An 18,810-nucleotide genomic window follows, 5' to 3' on the forward strand; every position below is an offset into this window, starting at 1 on the left:
CCGCAGCACACAAGTTGCCAAGCGGCGGGGTGCCCAAGCGTCCTCGCGGCTGGTGGTGCTGGCGCCTTCAGGTCGCGTCGGGCGGCGGCGCAAAGCGCTGCTGCAACTCGGGCAGGCCCAGGGTGTGCAGCAGCTCCAGCAGGCGCTGGCGTGCGCGCGGCTGCGGCGCGCCGACCTTGCGCGCCACAATCAGCTCGTTTTTCATCGAGTGCTCCCAGCCCACCAGCTCGGTCACGGTGACGGCGTAGCCGTGCGCCTCCAGTTGCAGGCAGCGCAGCACATTGGTGATGTGGCTGCCAAACTCGCGCGTGTGCAGCGGGCGCTGCCACAGCGCCGAGAGCGGCGCTGGCGCCGGGCGGCCTCCCGCTGGCTCCGGCGCGGGTTCGTCAGCGGTCTCGTGCGCGGTCTCGTGTGCAGGCGCTCCCGACGGCTGCGCCCCTTGCAGGGATTTGTGGCGGCGCAAGGCCGCCGCCACCTCGGCCTGGCAGCAGGGCACCAGCAGCACGTGCTGCGCCTGGCGCGCCAGCGCAAAGGCGATGGCGTCGTCGGTGGCGGTGTCGCAGGCGTGCAGCGCCGTCACCAGATCGGGCCGCAGCGCCAGCGCGGGGTGATCCAGCGCCTGCTGCACCGTGGCGGCCACGAATTCCATGCGCGCAAAACCCAGCCGCTGCGCCAGCGCTTGGGCGCGCTGCACCAGTTCGGCGCGGGCCTCAATGCCGATCACCCGGCCCGCGCTGCGCCCCTGCAAAAACCGGTCGTAGAGCATAAAACCCAGGTAGGACTTGCCCGCCCCGTGGTCCACCAGCGTCACGTCACCGCGCTGCTGCAGCGCCTGCTGCAACAGCGGCTCGATGAATTGCAGCAGGTGCTTGACCTGCTTGAGCTTGCGCCGGCTGTCCTGGTTGATGCGGCCCTCGCGCGTCAGGATGTGCAGCTCTTGCAGCAGCGCCAGCGACTGGCCGGGGTGCAGATCGAGGTCGGCCAAGGCGGGGGGCGAGGGTTTGGTGGGCATGGTATGGCGGCGATCAGGCGTGGGGCTGGGTGTGTGCTTGAACGCTTCAAGCGGGCTGGCCCAGCGCGCGCCGCGCCGCCACTGCATCCGCCAGACCCTGCAGCACCTGCTGCGTATCGTCCCAGTTGATGCAGGCATCGGTGATGCTCTGGCCGTATTCGAGCGCCTGCACCGAGTCTTTGCCGGGCGTAAATTTTTGCGCGCCGGCTTTGAGGTGGCTCTCGACCATGACGCCCATGATGTGGCGCGAGCCGGCGGCGATCTGGCCCCCGATGTCGGCCGCCACCTCGATCTGGCGCTGGTGCTGCTTGCTGCTGTTGGCGTGGCTGCAGTCCACCATCAGGCGCGCATGGATTTGCGCCGCTTGCAGCTCGGCGCAGGCGGAGGTCACGCTGGCGGCGTCGTAGTTGGGGTGTTTGCCGCCGCGCAGAATCAGGTGGCAGTCCGGGTTGCCCTTGGTCTGCACGATCGCCACCTGGCCGTTTTTGTGCACCGACAAAAAGTGGTGCCCGCGCGCCGCCGCCAAAATCGCGTCGCTGGCGATGCGGATGTTGCCGTCGGTGCCATTTTTGAAGCCGATCGGCGCACTCAGGCCCGAGGCCAGCTCGCGGTGCACCTGGCTTTCGGTGGTGCGGGCACCGATGGCACCCCAACTGATCAGGTCGCCGATGTACTGCGGGCTGATCACGTCCAGGAACTCGCTGCCCGCCGGCAAACCGAGCCGGTTGATCTCTATCAGCAACTGGCGCGCAATGCGCAGCCCCTCGTCGATGCGAAAGCTGCCGTCGAGGTAGGGGTCGTTGATCAGGCCCTTCCAGCCCACGGTGGTGCGCGGTTTTTCGAAATAGACCCGCATCACGATTTCCAGCGTGTCGCGGTGCTGCTCGCGCAGCGGCTGCAGGCGGCGCGCGTAGTCCAGTGCGGCGGCTGGGTCGTGGATCGAGCACGGCCCGATCACCACCAGCAGCCGGTCGTCCTGCCCTTGCAAGATGCGGTGGATGTTGCGCCGGGTCTGGCCAATGAGTTGCTCCACCGCCGTGCCCCGGATCGGGAAAAAGCGGATCAGGTGTTCGGGAGGCGGCAGCACGGTGATGTCCTCGATGCGTTGGTCGTCGGTCTGACTGGTGCGGTCGATCGGGTGCGTGTGCCAGTAGTCGGCGGGGGCGGCGGTGCTCATGGTCTAACTCCAAAAAGTTGGGCTGGGCAAAAAAGGGGCGCATGCTTGCGGCAGGGGCAAAAAAAAACCGCCGGAGGGTTCCGACGGTTCTTTGGGCGCCTGCGGCCTGTTTTAGGGGGCCACACTCATCGCTCTCTGCCGTCGGGTGACGCGTGAGAACCAAAAGCGGGCAAAATAAAAGCAGGCTGCTTGCATGGCTGACAATGTAGCACATTTGCAGCCAAGCTGGGCGCCGCAGCGCAAAACCAGCCGCGGCCCCGCTGCCCGCACCCTGCGCCCCACAGGCTGGCCCACAAAGCGGGTAGAGTGTCAACCCTAATGAGACCCAGCCCCCCAGATACGGCCGCCGCGCCCCTTAGCTCCTCCGGCTCCGGCTCCAACCCTCACGCCCCCGAAGGGGCGAACCCCGCGGCGGCAACGGCCCATGCGGCCGCTCGGCCAGCCCCCAGCCCCGAACGCCAGGCCGACTGGTCGGCGCTGCGCCGCCTGCTGCCCTACCTGTGGCAGTACCGCTGGCGCGTGGCGGCGGCGCTGGCCTTTATGGTGGCGGCCAAGCTGGCCACGGTCTCGGTGCCGCTGCTGCTCAAAGAGCTGGTGGACACCCTGGCCCCGCCCGGCGGCCCCAACCGCATCGGCCTGCCCGAAGCCGGGGTCGCGCTGGTGGTGCTGCCGCTGGGGCTGCTGCTGGCCTACGGCGCGCTGCGGTTTTGCAACTCGCTCTTTACCGAGCTGCGCGAGCTCGTGTTTGCCAAGGCCACCGAGGGCGCCACACGCGCCATCGCCTTGCAGGTGTTTGGCCATCTGCACGATTTGAGCCTGCGCTTTCACTTGCAGCGCCAAACCGGGGGCCTCACGCGCGACATCGAGCGCGGCGTGCGCGGCGTGCAGTCGCTCATTTCCTACCTGCTCTACAGCATCGTGCCCACCATCTTGGAAGTCACGCTGGTGCTGCTGCTGCTGGGTTTGAAGTTCGACCTCTGGTTCGTCTGGATCACGCTGGCTGCCTTGGTGCTGTACGTGTTTTTTACGGTGCGCGTGACCCAGTGGCGCATGGAGCTGCGCCGCCACATGAACGAGGCCGAATCGCTCAGCCAGAGCCGCGCCATCGACTCGCTGCTTAATTACGAGACCGTCAAATACTTTGGCAACGAAGCCTTCGAGGCGCAGCGCTACGACCAGGCGCTGGAAGGGCTGCGCCACGCGCGCCTGCGCACCCAATCCACCCTCTCGCTGCTCAACGCCGGGCAGCAGCTCATCATCGCGGTGGCGCTGGTGGCCATGCTGTGGCGCGCCACCGAAGGCGTGCTGGCTGGGCGCATGACGCTGGGCGACCTGGTGATGATCAACGCCTTCATGATCCAGCTCTACATCCCGCTCAATTTCTTGGGCGTGCTGTACCGCGAAATCCGTCAGGGCCTGATCGATTTGGAGCGCATGTTCGAACTGCTCGACAGCCAGCGCGAGATCGCCGACCGGCCCGACGCGGTCGAGCTGCGCTTGGCGCACGCCCCCGAAATCCGCTTCGAAAACGTGCACTTTGGCTACGAGAGCGAGCGCGAGATTTTGCGCGGCCTGAGCTTTACCATCCCGGCCGGGCAGACGGTGGCGGTGGTCGGCCCATCGGGGGCGGGCAAATCGACGCTGGCGCGGCTGCTGTACCGCTTTTACGATGTGGGGCAGCCGGGCCAAGCGGCAGAGTCTGGCGGGCGCATCACCCTCGACGGGCAAGACCTGCGCCACTACACCCAAGCCAGCCTGCGCCGCGCCATCGGCATTGTGCCGCAAGACACGGTGCTGTTCAACGACAGCATCGAATACAACATCCGCTACGGCCGCCCCGAGGCCGGACCCGAGGCGGCGCGGCAGGCCGCGCAAGCCGCGCACATCCACGACTTCATCACCGGGTTGCCGCAGGGCTACCAGACGCGGGTCGGCGAACGCGGCCTCAAGCTCTCGGGTGGCGAGAAGCAGCGCGTGGCCATCGCCCGCACCCTGCTCAAAGACCCGCCGATCCTGATCTTCGACGAAGCCACCTCGGCGCTGGACTCGGCCAACGAGCGCGCCATCCAGGCCGAACTGGGCAGCGTGGCGCGCAACAAGACCACGCTGGTGATTGCGCACCGGCTCTCGACCGTGGTCGATGCGCATCAAATTTTGGTGCTGGACCAGGGCCAGATCGTCGAGCGCGGCGGCCACGCCGAGTTGCTGGCGGCAGGCGGCCGCTACGCGCAGATGTGGGCCTTGCAGCACAATGGGGCCAGCGCCCCCGGAGCCGAGCATGGACACCAAATGGCTTGAAGACTTCGTCAGCCTGGCCGAAACGCGCAGCTTCAGCCGCTCGGCGCAGCTGCGCCACGTCACGCAGCCGGCTTTTTCGCGCCGCATCCAGTCGCTCGAAGCCTGGGCCGGCACCGACTTGGTGGACCGCAGCGCCTACCCCACGCGCCTCACCCCCGCTGGCCAGACCCTGTACGAGCAGGCACTCGAATCGTTGCAACAGCTGCACAGCACCCGCGCCCTGCTGCGCGGCCACGGCCCAGCCGAACCCGACACGCTCGACATCGCGGTGCCGCACACGCTGGCCTTCACCTTCTACCCGCCCTGGCTTACGGGCCTGCGCAGCAGCCTGGGGCCGATCAAAAGCCGCTTGTATGCCTCCAACGTCCACGACGCCGTGCTGCGCCTGCAAGAAGGGCACTGCGACCTGCTCATGACCTACCACCACCCGGCGCACCCGATTGCGCTCGATGCGGCGCGCTTCGAGTGGCTGGCGCTGGGGCAAGAAGAATTGGTGCCGTGCGCACGCGCCGATGCCGTCGGCCAGCCGCTGCACCGCCTCGACGCCGCCGCCACACAGCCGGTGCCCTTTCTGGCCTACGCCAGCGGGGCCTACCTGCGCCGCGTGGTGGACTGGACGCTGCGCCAGGTCGAGCCGGCGGTGCCCTTGCAGCCCATTTTCGAGACCGATATGTCGGAGAGCTTGAAGGCGATGGCCATCGAAGGCCATGGCGTGGCTTTTTTGCCGAGGCGCTCGGTGGGCCGTGCGCTGCGCGACGGCCGGCTGGTGCCGGCCCACGGAGCCGACGAAACGCTGTGCGCCACGCTCGATATCCGCCTTTACCGCGAGCGCCCGGGTGCCGGCACAGGGGCGCTCAAAGGCAAGGCGCTGGCGCGCAAGGTATGGGAGCGGGTGGCGCAGAATGCGACAATCCGGACACCATGAGCGACCTCCCACACACCCTCACAATCACCCGCCCCGACGACTGGCACCTGCACGTGCGCGACGGCGCCGCCCTGCAAGCCGTGCTCGGGCACACGGCGGCGCAATTTGCGCGCGCCATGATCATGCCCAACCTCAACCCGCCGGTGCGCACGCTCGACGACGCCAGCGCCTACCGCGAGCGCATTTTGGCTGCGCTGCCGCCGGGATCGGATTTCCAGCCCCTGATGACGCTCTACCTCACCGACCACACCACGCCGGATGAGATCGTGCGCGCCCAGGCCAGCGGCATCGTGCATGGGGTGGGCGAAGCCTTTTTGGCCGGCGCCACCACCAACTCGGCCTACGGCGTGAGCGACTTCGAGCGCTGCCACGAAGTCTTTGCCGCCATGGAAGAAGTCGGGCTGCCGCTGCTGCTGCACGGCGAAGTCACCGACCCGGCGGTGGATGTGTACGACCGCGAGCGCGTCTTTATCGACCGGCACCTAGCGCCCATCGTGGCGCGCTACCCGCGCCTGAAAGTGGTGCTGGAGCACATCACCACGCGCGAGGCGGTCGAGTTCGTGAGCGCCGCCCCAGCCCACGTGGCCGCCACCATCACCGCGCACCACCTGCTCTACAACCGCAACGCCCTCTTTACCGGCGGCTTGCGGCCGCACTACTACTGCCTGCCCGTGCTCAAGCGCGAGACGCACCGCCTGGCCCTGCTTGAAGCCGCCACCAGCGGCAACCCCAAATTCTTCCTCGGCACCGACAGCGCCCCGCACGCGGTGTTGCTCAAAGAGCACGCCAGCGGCTGCGCCGGCTGCTACACCGCGCACGCCGCGCTCGAGCTCTATGCCGAAGCCTTTGAGTCCGTTGGTGCGCTCGATAAGCTGGAAGGCTTTGCCAGCTTCTTCGGGGCCGATTTTTACGGCCTGCCGCGCAACGCCAGCACCGTCACGCTGCAGCGCCAGAGCTGGACTGTGCCCGAGCGCTACCCTTTCGGGCAGGCCGACCTCAAGCCCCTGCGCGCCGGTGAGGCGCTGGGCTGGCGCATGGTCTAGGGCCATACAGCGGATCGGATCGCCAAGCTTAAGAAAAACACAAATCCATGCCGCTTGATTTTTGAATTTACCTGAACGCAAGGCCGGGTTACGCTGCGGTTTTACTTAACTGCAGCCGCACCTATCATGCAAAACCTGCTGGACCCGGCCATCCTGTTCTTTGTTTTTGGCGTTTTTGTTGGGCTGATACGCTCCAACCTCGAAATCCCGCCGGCCATTTCCAAATTCCTCTCGCTCTATCTGCTGATGGCGATCGGGCTCAAGGGTGGCTTCGCCATGGCGGCCACAGGCTTGACCTATGCCACGGCTGCGGCGCTGGGGGCGGCGGTGTTGATGGCTTTTCTGGTGCCCACGCTGGGCTATGCGCTGCTCAAAAACCGCGTCTCGCGCTTCGACGCCGCGGCCGTAGCGGCCTCCTACGGCTCGGTGAGCGCCGTCACCTTCGTGGCCGGCACCCAGTACCTCAAAAGCATTGGGGTCGACTTTGGCGGCCACATGATGGTGGCGCTGGTGATCATGGAGTCGCCCGCCATCATCATGGCGGTGTTGCTGGCCAGCGCGGCGCGCCATGCCGTGGCGCAGCAAGGCGGGGCGGCGGTAGCCGGCGGCGCAACCCAGTACGCCGCAGCCGGTGTGCCGCCACTGGGCAAAATCCTGCACGAATCCTTCACCGACGGCGCGCACCTGCTGCTGCTCGGCTCGCTGGCAATTGGCTTCTTGAGCGGCAGCGCCGGCGAGGCGATGATGAAGCCTTTCTCGGGCGACCTGTTCAAAGGCATGTTGGCCTTCTTTTTGCTCGACATGGGGCTGATGGTGGCCCGCAATTTCCAGCAGGCGCGCAAGGCCCCGCTGGTGCTGATCGGCTACGCCAGCCTAGGGCCAGTGGCACACGCCAGCATCGCACTCGGGCTGGCGTGGCTGCTCGGGTTGGGGCTGGGTGACACGGTCATGCTCATGATCCTCTCGGCCAGCGCCTCCTACATCGTGGTGCCCGCGGTGTTGCGCTACGCCATCCCCGAGGCCAACCCGGCGCTCTACTTCGGCCTGAGCCTGGGCATCACCTTCCCGATCAACATCCTGATCGGCATCCCGCTCTACACCTTCATGGCGCAGCAGGTGATGGGCTGAGGGAGGGGCTGAAGGGATCAGCCGCACACCCCCACGTGTCCGCAGGCGGTGCAGTAGTCGCAGCCGTCGCGGCGGATCATGGCGTGGGCGCCGCACTCGGGGCATTTTTTGCCGGCCATCAGGCCCGGGCCGAGCACCGCAGCGGGAGCGGCCGGGGCCGGATCGGGCTCGGGCAGGCCCAGGCTGAGCTGGTCCGCGCTGAGCGCGCGCTGGGCGCGCAGCGCCAGAATGTTCTGGATCGCGTAGGCGATGGCCGCCACTTCCGAGTCGTGCCACAGCGGCACCTGGGTGCCGTCTTCCTTGACCTTGTGGCCGTGGCGCACCGGGCCACGGTCCCAGGCCACTTTGCGCATGTCGCTCAGCGCCCGCTCCAAGAAGCCGCCGCGCGCCGCCAGCGACAGCAGCCGCATGCTGGCCGTGATCCACTGCTGCGACTCGCCGTATTGCCCCACCGGCATGAAGAACTCGATCGCGCGCTCCACATGGCCGGGGCCGTCGGGCCGGGGCAGTGGCAAAAAGGAGACGATCAGATAGACCCGCTTGTGGCCCTCGTGGGTCCAGTATTCGATTTTTTCGGCCACCGCGTCGAGCGCGCCTTTGGGGCGGCTCTCGATCACGCTGCGCATCGGGTCTGGGGCCGGGCTGCTGCCGTTCGAATGGCTCGGGCTGGGCGCAGCAGCCGCAGCGGGCGCCGCCGCCTCCGGCATGGTTTCCAGCACCGCGCCCAAGATGCTGTTGGGCCGGTAGGTGGCCAGCCCCTTGAGGCCGGCACGCCAGGCTTGCAGGTAGAGGTCTTTGAAATCTTCGTAGGGGTAATCGGCCGCCACGTTGACGGTTTTGGAAATGGCGGTGTCCACATAGGGCTGCACCGCCTCCATCATGGCGATGTGCTCGTGGGCGCTCATCTCGAGCGCGCTCACGAAGTAGTCGGGCAGATTGCTGACGTCGTGGCCCAAGGCACGATACAGCCGCCAGGCGTGGTCTTGCACCTCGTACTGGCTGCGGCTGCCGTCGGCTTCGCGCTTTTTGCGCAGATACGTCCAGGAAAAGGCCGGTTCGATGCCGTTGGAGGCGTTGTCGGCAAAAGCCAGGCTGACGGTGCCGGTGGGCGCGATCGACAGCAGATGGCTGTTGCGGATGCCGTGGGCACGGATGCTGGCCTGCAACTCGGGCGGCAGGCGGCTGGCGAAGGTGCCGGCCTCTAGGTAGCTGTCGGCCTCAAAGAGCGGGAAGGCGCCTTTTTCGCGCGCCAGCTCGACCGAGGCGCGGTAGGCGGCGTCGCGCATGCACTCGGCGATGCGCCGCGCCATTTCGCGCCCGGCGGCGCTGTCGTAGCGCAGGCCGAGCAGCACCAGCGTGTCGCCCAAGCCGGTAAAGCCCACGCCGATGCGCCGCTTGGCTTGCGACTCGCGGTGCTGCTGCGGCAGCGGCCAGTGGGTGAGTTCGAGCACGTTGTCGAGCGCGCGCACCTGCAGCGCCACGCTGTCGGCAAAAGCGGCGAAGTCGAACGCCGCCGCGCCGCCGTGGTTGAAGGGGTGGTGCACGAAGCGCGGTAGGATCACCGGCCCGAGGTCGCAGCAGCCGTAGGGCGGCAGCGGTTGCTCGCCGCAAGGGTTGGTGGCCGCAATGGTTTCGAGCGCACGCAGGTTGTTGTCGCGCTGGATTTGGTCCAGGAACAAAATGCCGGGTTCGGCAAAGTCGTAGGCCGAGCGCATGATGGCGTCCCAGAGCGTGCGCGCGCGCGTGCGCTGATAGACCCACTGCCCATCGGCGCGCTGCTGCGCCCCGGCGGCGATGTGCTCGGCACCGGGGTGCGCCGGGTGCACCAGCTCCCACTCGCGGTCGTGCTGCACGGCGTCGATGAAGGCATCGCTCACCGCCACCGAGACGTTGAAATTGTTCCAGCGCCCAGGGCTGCGCTTGGCGGTGATGAATTCGAGCACATCGGGGTGGTCGATGCGCAACACCCCCATCTGGGCGCCCCGGCGCGCCCCAGCGCTCTCGACGGTGGCGCAGGACTGGTCGAACACATTGATGTAGCTGCATGGCCCGCTGGCGGTGGAGGCGGTGCCCTTGACGCGCGCGCCCTTGGGTCGGATGCGGGAAAAATCGTAGCCCACGCCGCCACCGCGGCGCATGGTTTCGGCGGCTTCGCGCAGCGCCTCGTAGATGCCGGGAAAGCCGGCGTCGTCCTCGCCTTGGATGCAGTCGCCCACCGGCTGCACAAAGCAGTTGATGAGGGTGGCCTGGATGCCGCTGCCAGCCGCGCTCATGATGCGCCCGGCCCCAATGGCCCCGGCGGCCAGGTTGCGCCTGAAGCGCGCTTCCCATTGGGCGCGCTGCTCGGGCGCTTCTACGCTGGCCAGCGCGCGCGCCAAGCGGTCGAACAGATCGTCGGCGCTGCGCTCCTCGCCCTTGAGGTATTTTTCGCGCAGCACGTCGAGGCTGATGGGTTGTGGCGGGAGTTCGATTAGGGCCAGATTGGCAGGCAGCTCGCGGGGGTGGTTCATGTTGGATTGAGTTCGCTCTGCCACGCGGCTTTGGGGTCGTTGGGTACGCCTTCGCGCACGCCTTCGATCAGCCAGCGCATGAGGTCCAGCACCGGGCGAATCTGGTCGCCAAAGGGCAGGGGACCGGCGCCGCGAAAGTACAGGCCGCGCTGGCTGTCGCCTTCGAGCGCATGGCCGAGCTGTTGGTCGATGCAGAATTGTCCCATATCGGCCTTGCCGTCGCGCAGGCCGCAGTGGGTCAGGCAGTCAAAGCCCATGTTGCAATAGCCTTTGGCGTGCGCCACCGCCTTGAGCTTGGGCTCGACGCGCAGGTATTTGGCCAGCCAGTGGTTGCGCACCCCGCGCGCGGGCAGGCCGGCCACGCTGATGAACTCGGCCAGATCGCGTGGCCGCGCCCGCGCCAAAATCTGCTTGAAGCTGAGCGCGGCGTCGCACTCTTGCGTCACGGCAAAGGCGGTGCCCAATTGCACCGCGTCCGCCCCCAGCCCTTGCAGGCGCAGGATGTCGGCACGGTCATAGACGCCACCGGCGGCGATCAGGGGCAGGGCGCGCTCGATCCCGGCCGAGCGCAAAAAGGCGCGCACCGCCGGCAGCACCTGCTCGAAATCGAAGCGCGGGTCGCGCAGGTCTTCCACCTTGGCCGCGCCCAGGTGCCCACCGGCCCAGCGCGGGTGCTCGATCACGATGGCATCGGGCAGGCGGCCTTTTTTCTCCCATTTGCGCACCAGCACCTGCACCCCGCGCGCGTCTGAAAGGATGGGGATGAGCGCGGTGTGGGGGTGGTCTTGCGCCATCTCGGGCAAGTCCAGCGGCAGGCCGGCCCCCGCCACCAGCGCGTCGATGCCGCAGGCCAGCGCCTCGCGCACATGCGCCACGTAGGCGCTGATGGCCTTCATCACATTGAGGGCCAGCAGGCCCTGGCCTTGGGCGCGTGCGCGCGCTTGGCGGATTTCGCGCCGCAGCGCCTCCAGGTTGGCGGCGTCGATGAGGCCGCGCGATTTGGGGTCTTTCACGTCCAGGTGCTCGGTCTGCTGCATCAGGTCCGGGTGGTGGCGGCGCAAATCGACCGAGGACAGGGTGCCCACCGCCCCGAGCGCGGCCACGCTGCCGGCCAGGCCCGAGGCCGACACCCCCACCCCCATGCCGCCTTGCACCACCGGCAACAGGGTGCGGCCGGCCAGAACCAGGGGTTGCAGGCCGCTGCCGGCGAGCCAGCTCGAAACGGATGGGATGTGATTCAGCAGACTCATCAAGAAACTCCGGGCCGCATGGTGGGAAAGCTGATGGCAAGGCACCGCCGAGCCACCCAAACGCAGCGCGATACCGGCTGGCCTTGAATGGGGCGGTGACCACCGCACGCTGTCGTTGCCTCGATATTACTGCACCAACGGCGTAGCCGCGGCTTCGATCTCGATGCCTTCGATGTGCGCTGCACCGGCCAGCAGCTGCAGGTACTGGCGCAGCGCGGTGGCGCGTGCGCGCTGGCGCAATTGCTCTGCAATGCGCGGTTGCGCCTCGTCAAAGTCGAGCGTGCGCCCTTTGCGCTTGCCCAGCACTTCGATGATGTGAAAACCAAAGCGCGTGTGCACCAGGCGCGGGTGCAGGCCCATGCCGCCGAGCTGGTCGGTCTGGAAGAACAGTTCGTTGGCCAGTTCCGGGGCGCAGTCCTCGGGGCCGATCCAGCCCAAGTTGCCGCCTTGTGCCCCCGTGGGGCAGTTGGAGAGCTCGCGCGCCAGCGCCTCGAAGCGCTGCGGAGCCACCTCGGTGCGCGACAGCTCCAGCAGCGCCTGCTCGGCGCGCTGGGCCAGCGCATGCACGTCAACCCCGGGTGTGACGGCAAACAGAATGTGGCGCACGTGCATGGCCTGCCCGACCACAAAGCGCGGCCGGTTGGCCTCGTAAAAGCGCTCACACTCCGAGCGCGTGGGCTCGGGGATGTGCAGCTCGGCGTCGAGCATGGCCTCGATGGCCTGCAGTTGGGCGGCATCGGGCGCCGGGGCCAACTCGCCCACGAGGGCCGGCAGCAGGCCCAGCTGCACGGCCTGCTGGCGCAGCAGCTCGGCGTAGGCGCGCTCCAGCAGGGCGGGCTGCGGCAGCGCTTCGCCTGAGCGGTGCAGCGCCACGCCGTTGATGCGGGCCACCGGAGCTGGGGCGGGCGCAGCGGCGGTGCTGCACTGGCAGCCGCAGCCGCCTAGGCCGCCACAGCCGCTTTGCGGTTCGAGATTTGAGTGGTTCATACGCAGACACCCGGCCGCGCCAGCGCGATGGGTGCTTCCTTTAGAAGGTGGGGGCGGCGGTTTGGAGCGCCGCCGGGGTGGGTGTAGGGCGCTTAGCGTGGCGCGTTGCCGCGATCGGGCAGCCCTAGGCGGCGGCTGCGCACCAGCTGGTAGGGCCGGCTCAAATAAGCCAAGGTGCCAAAACCGCTCCAGACGTGTACCAGCCGGGTGAAGGGGAAGATCAGAAACAGGCTCATGCCCAGCAGCAGGTGCGCCTTGGTGAGCCAGTCCACCCCCACCAGCAGCTCAGGGGCACCGGCGCGCAAGGTGACGATGTGCTGCGCCCAAGACGAGAGTTGCACCATTTTGCTGCCGTCGAGGTGGTACTGGATCGAGAACGGGATCGTGGCCAGACCGAGCGCGAACTGCGCCCACAGCAGCCAGAGCAGGATGATGTCGCCGGGCTTGCTGGCGGCGCGGATGCGCGCGTCGCCCAAGCGCCGCTGCAGCAGCAGGCTCAGGCCGATCAGGCCCATCACACCGGCCAAGCCACCGACGCTGATCGCCATCAGCTTCTTGTCGGCCGCGCTCATGAAGGTTTCATAGATGAACGAAGGCATCAGCAAACCAACCGCGTGGCCGAAGAAGATCACCAGAATGCCGATGTGAAACAGGTTGCTGCCCCAGCGCAGCTGCCCGGTGCGCAGCATTTGCGAGGAATCGGTCTTCCAGGTGTACTGGTCGCGGTCGTAGCGCAGCAGGCTGCCGAGCAGAAACACCGTGAGGCAGATGTAGGGAAAGTAGCCAAAGAGGAAGTTGTGCAGCGAGTTCATGTCTGCGCTCCTTGATGCAAGGGATGGGAGGCGGTGGGTTTCTTCACGAAGCGGATCGGTTGTGGCTGGTCCGCACGGTCCTGGCCGGTGCTGGAGCAGCCGTCGAAGGCGGCCGGTTCGGCCCAGGTTTCATCCAGGTCGGGCTCGGCGGCGACCGGCACCGGCTCGGCCTTTTCGCCCGCCAGTTCCAGCACGGCGGCCAGCACGCAGGCGTAGTCGCTGCGGCGCTTGAGCAGGGCGCTGTAAATGACGCGCACGATGTGCGCCACTTCGCCCAGCAGCTCGCGCGCCTGCTGCGCCGGCTGGGTGGAGGCGAACTCCAGCAGCACCGGCAACTGGTCGGGCAGTTCGTCTGGGCCCAGGTAGAGGCCGGCCTTTTCGTAGGTCTGGATCAGGTCCACCATGGCCGGGCCGCGGTCGCGGCTGTCGCCGTGTACGTGCTCGAACAGGTGCAGCGCGGTGCCACGGCCGCGGTCGAACAGCTCCACGTACTCGGCCTCCAGCGTCAGGCCCGGTGTCTGCTGCAGGCGCTGCAAAAACCGATCGAGCTCGGCCAGGCGCATGGCCGGGAGCGCCGCCTCGCCATGCAGCACCGGACCCAGCTCGGGCAGGTGGATGCGAAGCGCCGCATCGGGGTAGCGCAACAGGTGCGAGAGCACCCGCAGCGACAGGCTCATGGTGGTGGGGGACAGCGTGCAGGGCGAGCGTAGGGGTGCGTTCATTTCAGGCCTCCACCTTGATCGGGATGGTGCGCTTTTTCTCGGCACCAAAGAGGCTGGTTTCGCTCACGCCCTCGGAGCAGCCGTTGCCGAAGCTAAAGCCGCAGCCGCCGCGCAGGTTGTAGGCGTTTTCGGCGTACTCGCGGTGCGTGCTCGGGATCACGAAGCGGTCTTCGTAATTGGCAATCGCCATGTAGCGGTACATCTCCTCGACCTGCGCGCTGCTCAGGCCCACCTGATCGAGCACCTCCTGGTTCACCACCCCTTCCACGTGCTTGGCGCGCTGGTAGGCGCGCATGGCCAGCATGCGCTCCAGCGCCTTGACCACTGGGAAGGTGTCGCCCGCCGTGAGCAGGTTGGCCAGGTACTTGACCGGAATGCGCAACTGGCTCACGTCGGGGATGATGCCGTTGAGGTTGAGCTGCCCGGAGTTGGCCGCCGCGCTGATGGGTGACAGCGGAGGGATGTACCAGACCATGGGCAGGGTGCGGTACTCGGGGTGCAGCGGCAGCGCCACTTTCCAGTCCATCGCCATTTTCCAGACCGGGCTCACTTGGGCGGCGTCCAGCCAGGACTGCGGCACGCCGTCGCGCAGCGCTTGCGCGATCACCTTCGGGTCGTTGGGGTCGAGGAACAGGTCGAGCTGGGCCTGGTAGAGGTCGGTCTCGCGCGCCACGCTGGCGGCTTGCTCGATGCGGTCGGCGTCGTACAGCAGCACCCCGAGGTAGCGGATGCGCCCGACGCAGGTCTCGGAGCACACCGTGGGCTGCCCGGCTTCGATGCGTGGGTAGCAGAAGATGCACTTCTCGGCCTTGCCGCTCTTCCAGTTGTAGTAAATTTTCTTGTACGGGCAGCCCGAAACGCACATGCGCCAGCCCCTGCATTTGTCCTGGTCCACCAGCACGATGCCGTCTTCCTCGCGCTTGTAGATGCTGCCCGAGGGGCAACTGGCCACGCAGGTGGGGTTGAGGCAGTGCTCGCACAGGCGCGGCAGGTACATCATGAAGGTGTTTTCAAACTCACCCACCATCGCTTTTTGCGCCGCCTCGAAGTTGTTGAGGTTGGGGTCTTTGCTGCGCTTGGAGAACTCGCCGCCGAGAATTTCTTCCCAGTTCGGGCCCCAGACGATTTTTTCCATGCGCTGGCCGGTGATGAGCGAGCGCGGCCGTGCCGTGGGGGCGGTCTTCATCTCGGGCGCCGTGTGCAGGTGCTCGTAGTCGAAGGTGAAGGGCTCGTAGTAGTCGTCGATCTCGGGCAGGTTGGGGTTGGCAAACAGGCGCATCAGCAGCGACCAGCGCCCGCCCTGTTTGGGCACGATGCCGCCGTCGGCCGAGCGCGTCCAGCCGCCGTTCCAGCGCTCTTGGTTTTCCCACTCCTTGGGGTAGCCGATGCCGGGTTTGGTCTCGACGTTGTTGAACCAGGCGTACTCGACGCCGGGGCGATTGGTCCAGACGTTCTTGCACGTCACCGAGCAGGTGTGGCAGCCGATGCATTTGTCCAGGTTCAGGACCATGCCAATCTGTGCGCGTATTTTCATTGCATTGCTCCTCGTTTCGGTGGGCCGGGCTCAGGGGTTCTCACCCTGCGACTGGAAGGCGCGGGCGAGTTGATCGTCGCGCGGGGTGTCGAGCCAATCGACCTTGTGCATCTTGCGCACCACCACGAACTCGTCGCGGTTGGTGCCGATGGTGCCGTAGTAGTTGAAGCCGTAGCTCAGTTGCGCGTAGCCGCCGATCATGTGCGTGGGCTTGGTGACGGCGCGCGTGACCGAGTTGTGGATGCCGCCGCGGTGGCCGGTGATTTCCGAGCCTGGCGCGTTGATGATCTTTTCCTGCGCGTGGTACATCATCACCATGCCTTGGTTGACGCGCTGGCTGACCACGGCACGCGCCGAAATGGCGCCGTTGACGTTGAACAGCTCGACCCAGTCGTTGTCCTCGATCCCGGCCGATTTGGCGTCGTCTTCCGACAGCCAGATCACCGGCCCGCCGCGGTTGAGGGTGAGCATCATCAGGTTGTCGGAGTAGGTGCTGTGGATGCCCCACTTCTGGTGCGGGGTGATGAAGTTGAGCAAGATCTCCTTGTTGCCATTGGGCTTGAGGTTGTGGATGGCGGCGGTGGTGTTGAGGTCCACCGGTGGCCGGTAGCTCGAAAGCCCCTCGCCGAAGGCGCGCATCCAAGGGTGATCTTGGTAGAACTGCTGGCGGCCGGTGAGGGTGCGCCATGGAATGAGTTCGTGTACGTTGGTGTAGCCGGCGTTGTACGAGACTTTCTCCGACTCCAACCCAGACCAGATCGGCGAGGAGATGATCTTGCGCGGCTGCGCTTGGCAGTCGCGAAAGCGGATTTTTTCGTCCTCGCGGTGCAGCGCCAGGTGCGCGTGCTCGCGCCCGGTGACTTTGCTCAGCGCCTCCCAAGCCTTGACGGCAACGTGGCCGTTGGTCTCGGGCGCCAGTAGCAAAATCACTTCGCAGGCGTCGATGTCGCTGACGATGCGCGGCATGCCCTTGGTCGGGCCTTCTTCTAGGGTCAGGCCGTTGAGCTCGCCCAGTTGCGTGACTTCGGTCTCGGTCTTCCAGGCCATACCCTTCCCGCCATTGCCCAGCTTGTTCATCAGCGGCCCCAAGGCGGTGAAGCGCTTGTGCAGGTTGGGGTAGTCGCGCTCGACCACGGTCATCTGCGGCGCGGTTTTGCCTGGGATGAGATCGCACTCGCCTTTTTTCCACTCCTTGACATCGAAGGGCTGCGCCAGCTCGGCCGGGGTGTCGTGCATCAGCGGTGTCAGCACCAACTCTTTTTCTACCCCGAGGTGGCCGCGGCAGACTTCGCTGAAGGCTTTGGCCAGCCCTTTGTAGATTTCCCAGTCGGAGCGGCTCTGCCACACCGGGTCCACCGCCACCGAGAGCGGGTGGATGAAGGGGTGCATGTCGCTGGTGTTGAGGTCGTTTTTCTCGTACCAGCTTGCCGTGGGCAGCACCACATCGGAGTACAGGCAGGTGGTGCTCATGCGAAAGTCCAGCGTCACCAGCAAATCGAGCTTGCCCTCGGGCGCTTGGGCGTGCCAGGCCACTTCGGTGGGTTTGGCATCGGCCGCGCCCAAATCTTTGCCTTGCACCCCGTTTTGCGTGCCCAGCAGGTGCTTGAGGAAGTACTCATGCCCCTTGCCCGAGGAGCCGAGCAGGTTGGAGCGCCAGACGAACAGGTTGCGCGGCCAGTTCTGCGGCGCATCCGGGTCTTCGCAGCTCATTTGCAAGCGGCCGTCTTTGAGCGCCTGCACGGCGTAGTCCTTCGGGTCCAGGCCAGCGGCCTGGGCGTCGCGCACCACTTGCAGGGGGTTGGTCTTGAGCTGCGGTGCGCTGGGCAGCCAGCCCATGCGCTCGGCGCGCACGTTGTAGTCGATCAGGCTGCCACCGTAGGCCTTGTGATCGGCCAGCGGCGAGAGGATGTCGCCCACGCCAACCTGCTCGTAGCGCCACTGGTCGGTGTGGGCGTAGAAGAAGGAGGTGGAGTTTTGCTGGCGCGGCGGGCGCGCCCAGTCGGTGGCGAAGGCCAGCGGAATCCAGCCCGACTGCGGGCGCAGCTTTTCCTGCCCCACGTAGTGGGCCCAGCCGCCGCCGCTTTGGCCGATGCAGCCGCACATACGGCCTTCTCCACCGCCATGCTCGTGTTCGGGCTGCTGATGTTCATCGGCGGTTATTTCGTAGACAAATACGGTCCAAAGATCGTGTTCCTCGTCGGGGCGGCGTTCTTGGCCACCTCGCAAATTCTGTCGGCGCAGATTGATACCGTCACCGGTTTGGTCCTGACCTTTGGGGTGGTCGGTGGCATCGGCTTGGGCCTGACCTACACGGCGGCCACGGTGGCCGTGAGTTCGCGCTGGTTTCCAGACAAAAAGGGCACGGCGATCGGGTTTGCGGTGCTGGGCTTTGGCTTGGGAGCGGCGGTGGCGGGTCCAGTCTGGACCGCCAGCATCGCAGCCATAGGCTGGCGCGAAACCTATATGTGGACCGGGGCGGTGTTTGCCGTGGTGTTGTTGATCATTTCCACCATTCTTCGCTTTCCGCCTGCCGATTGGCACTTCGTGCCCGGCAAGGGCTGGGAGCCCATGAACGATGAAGCCGCCGCCGCTGCTCGGGGCAAAGACGAGGTGGCCGTTAACCCGAACGATCTGACCTTTGCCGAAGCCGCCCGCACACCGCAGATGTGGCTCACCGGCGCGATGTTCTTTTTGAGCATTTTCGGTGGCCTGATGGCGGTTTCGCAACTGGCGGCCTTTGCCCGCGACGCCCAGCCGGCTGGCATCGGCATGGTTGCCGCCGCAGCCGCCTTGGTGGTGATGACCATGGCCATCTTCAACGGCGCCGGGCGCCCGTCGTGGGGCGCCATTTCCGACATCATCGGCATACGCAACGCCTACATGATCGTGATCTGCCTCATGATCGCGGCCATGCTAACGCTGAGCATAGCCGCCACACCGACCATGATGTTTGTGGCTGCCGGCCTGACCGGTTTTGCTTTCGGCGGCACGCTGGCCCTCAACCCGATCCTGACCACGGCCTTCTTTGGCGCCACTTATGTGGCGCGCATCTATGGGCTGATATTTCTGATCGGATTCGGCGGCGGGGGCTTCTTTGGGCCCATGGTGGGCGGCATGGTGCGCACCAACACCGGCAGTTACGACATGGCCTTCCTGAGCGCTGCGGCCACTGCCACTGTGGCCCTGGTGCTGGCCTTCTTCTTGGTGCCCAAGAGCGGGCAGGAGCACCTCAAGCGGCCGGGCATGGCACCTGTGCCACCGACCCGAGCCGCTGCCTGAAGGCGTCCGTTTACACTCCCATGGGTCTGCATCCGGCGTGGCCGCAAAGGCTGCGCCCGGTGCTGCCCGTCTAAGTGTCGCATCCCGGATGATCATATAGACTCAAGGCGCTCTCCTTTGTTCATGGCCAGAG

General features: G+C 66.6%; 13 protein-coding genes and 1 pseudogene. 5 read left to right on the forward strand and 9 right to left on the reverse strand.

Annotation, left to right across the window (positions count from 1 at the left end; translation table 11 throughout):
• Positions 1-67 precede the first annotated feature (67 nt).
• The gene (locus SRAH_RS00150; protein ID WP_045475562.1) at positions 68-1,012 is read right to left on the reverse strand and encodes a class I SAM-dependent methyltransferase; all 945 of its coding nucleotides are present in this window, start codon (positions 1,010-1,012) and stop codon (positions 68-70) included.
• Between the two features lie 46 nt (positions 1,013-1,058).
• Positions 1,059-2,189: a 3-deoxy-7-phosphoheptulonate synthase gene (locus SRAH_RS00155; protein ID WP_029461339.1), complete on the reverse strand. Its 1,131-nt coding sequence runs from the start codon at positions 2,187-2,189 to the stop codon at positions 1,059-1,061.
• Positions 2,190-2,507: 318 nt separating this feature from the next.
• Between SRAH_RS00155 and SRAH_RS00160 the strand changes: the two genes are divergently transcribed.
• From SRAH_RS00160 to SRAH_RS00175, 4 genes are all read left to right on the forward strand, one after another.
• Positions 2,508-4,487, forward strand: a complete 1,980-nt coding sequence (locus SRAH_RS00160) for an ABCB family ABC transporter ATP-binding protein/permease (protein ID WP_045475550.1) — start codon at positions 2,508-2,510, stop codon at positions 4,485-4,487.
• Positions 4,468-5,412: a LysR substrate-binding domain-containing protein gene (locus SRAH_RS00165; RefSeq protein WP_029461341.1), complete on the forward strand. Its 945-nt coding sequence runs from the start codon at positions 4,468-4,470 to the stop codon at positions 5,410-5,412. The genes SRAH_RS00160 and SRAH_RS00165 overlap by 20 nt, the downstream gene beginning before the upstream one ends.
• On the forward strand, positions 5,409-6,455 hold the full coding sequence (gene pyrC, locus SRAH_RS00170; RefSeq protein WP_029461342.1) for a dihydroorotase: 1,047 nt from the start codon (positions 5,409-5,411) through the stop codon (positions 6,453-6,455). Before SRAH_RS00165 ends, pyrC begins: the two co-directional genes overlap by 4 nt.
• A 126-nt stretch (positions 6,456-6,581) precedes the next feature.
• Entirely contained in the window at positions 6,582-7,583 is a 1,002-nt protein-coding gene (locus tag SRAH_RS00175) for a sodium-dependent bicarbonate transport family permease (protein WP_029461343.1), read from the forward strand.
• A 17-nt stretch (positions 7,584-7,600) separates the two neighbouring features.
• On the opposite strand, the gene SRAH_RS00180 is transcribed toward SRAH_RS00175, so the two are convergent.
• The 7 genes and pseudogenes from SRAH_RS00180 to SRAH_RS00210 all read right to left on the reverse strand — a co-directional run.
• Complete coding sequence (locus SRAH_RS00180) at positions 7,601-10,093, reverse strand: adenosylcobalamin-dependent ribonucleoside-diphosphate reductase (RefSeq protein WP_029461344.1); 2,493 nt, start codon at positions 10,091-10,093, stop codon at positions 7,601-7,603.
• Positions 10,090-11,343: an NAD(P)H-dependent flavin oxidoreductase gene (locus tag SRAH_RS00185; RefSeq protein ID WP_045475553.1), complete on the reverse strand. Its 1,254-nt coding sequence runs from the start codon at positions 11,341-11,343 to the stop codon at positions 10,090-10,092. Before SRAH_RS00185 ends, SRAH_RS00180 begins: the two co-directional genes overlap by 4 nt.
• Before the next feature lie 126 nt (positions 11,344-11,469).
• Complete coding sequence (locus SRAH_RS00190) at positions 11,470-12,330, reverse strand: peptidylprolyl isomerase (protein ID WP_029461346.1); 861 nt, start codon at positions 12,328-12,330, stop codon at positions 11,470-11,472.
• Positions 12,331-12,422: 92 nt separating this feature from the next.
• Entirely contained in the window at positions 12,423-13,142 is a 720-nt protein-coding gene (gene narI / locus SRAH_RS00195; protein WP_029461347.1) for a respiratory nitrate reductase subunit gamma, read from the reverse strand.
• On the reverse strand, positions 13,139-13,864 hold the full coding sequence (narJ, locus tag SRAH_RS00200) for a nitrate reductase molybdenum cofactor assembly chaperone (protein ID WP_076606938.1): 726 nt from the start codon (positions 13,862-13,864) through the stop codon (positions 13,139-13,141). Before narJ ends, narI begins: the two co-directional genes overlap by 4 nt.
• A gap of 1 nt (position 13,865) precedes the next feature.
• Positions 13,866-15,398, reverse strand: coding sequence for a nitrate reductase subunit beta (gene narH / locus SRAH_RS00205; RefSeq protein WP_029461349.1), 1,533 nt, complete (start codon positions 15,396-15,398; stop codon positions 13,866-13,868).
• A gap of 30 nt (positions 15,399-15,428) precedes the next feature.
• A pseudogene (locus SRAH_RS00210) lies at positions 15,429-17,501 on the reverse strand (nitrate reductase subunit alpha); the annotation flags it as partial.
• A gap of 39 nt (positions 17,502-17,540) precedes the next feature.
• Between SRAH_RS00210 and SRAH_RS00215 the strand changes: the two are divergent.
• Positions 17,541-18,677 (forward strand): MFS transporter, encoded by a 1,137-nt coding sequence (locus tag SRAH_RS00215; protein ID WP_232840952.1) that lies wholly within the window; start codon positions 17,541-17,543, stop codon positions 18,675-18,677.
• Positions 18,678-18,810 lie beyond the last annotated feature (133 nt).

Origin of the sequence: Serpentinimonas barnesii (assembly GCF_000696225.1) — a bacterium.
In the GTDB taxonomy this organism is placed as follows: domain Bacteria; phylum Pseudomonadota; class Gammaproteobacteria; order Burkholderiales; family Burkholderiaceae_C; genus Serpentinimonas; species Serpentinimonas barnesii.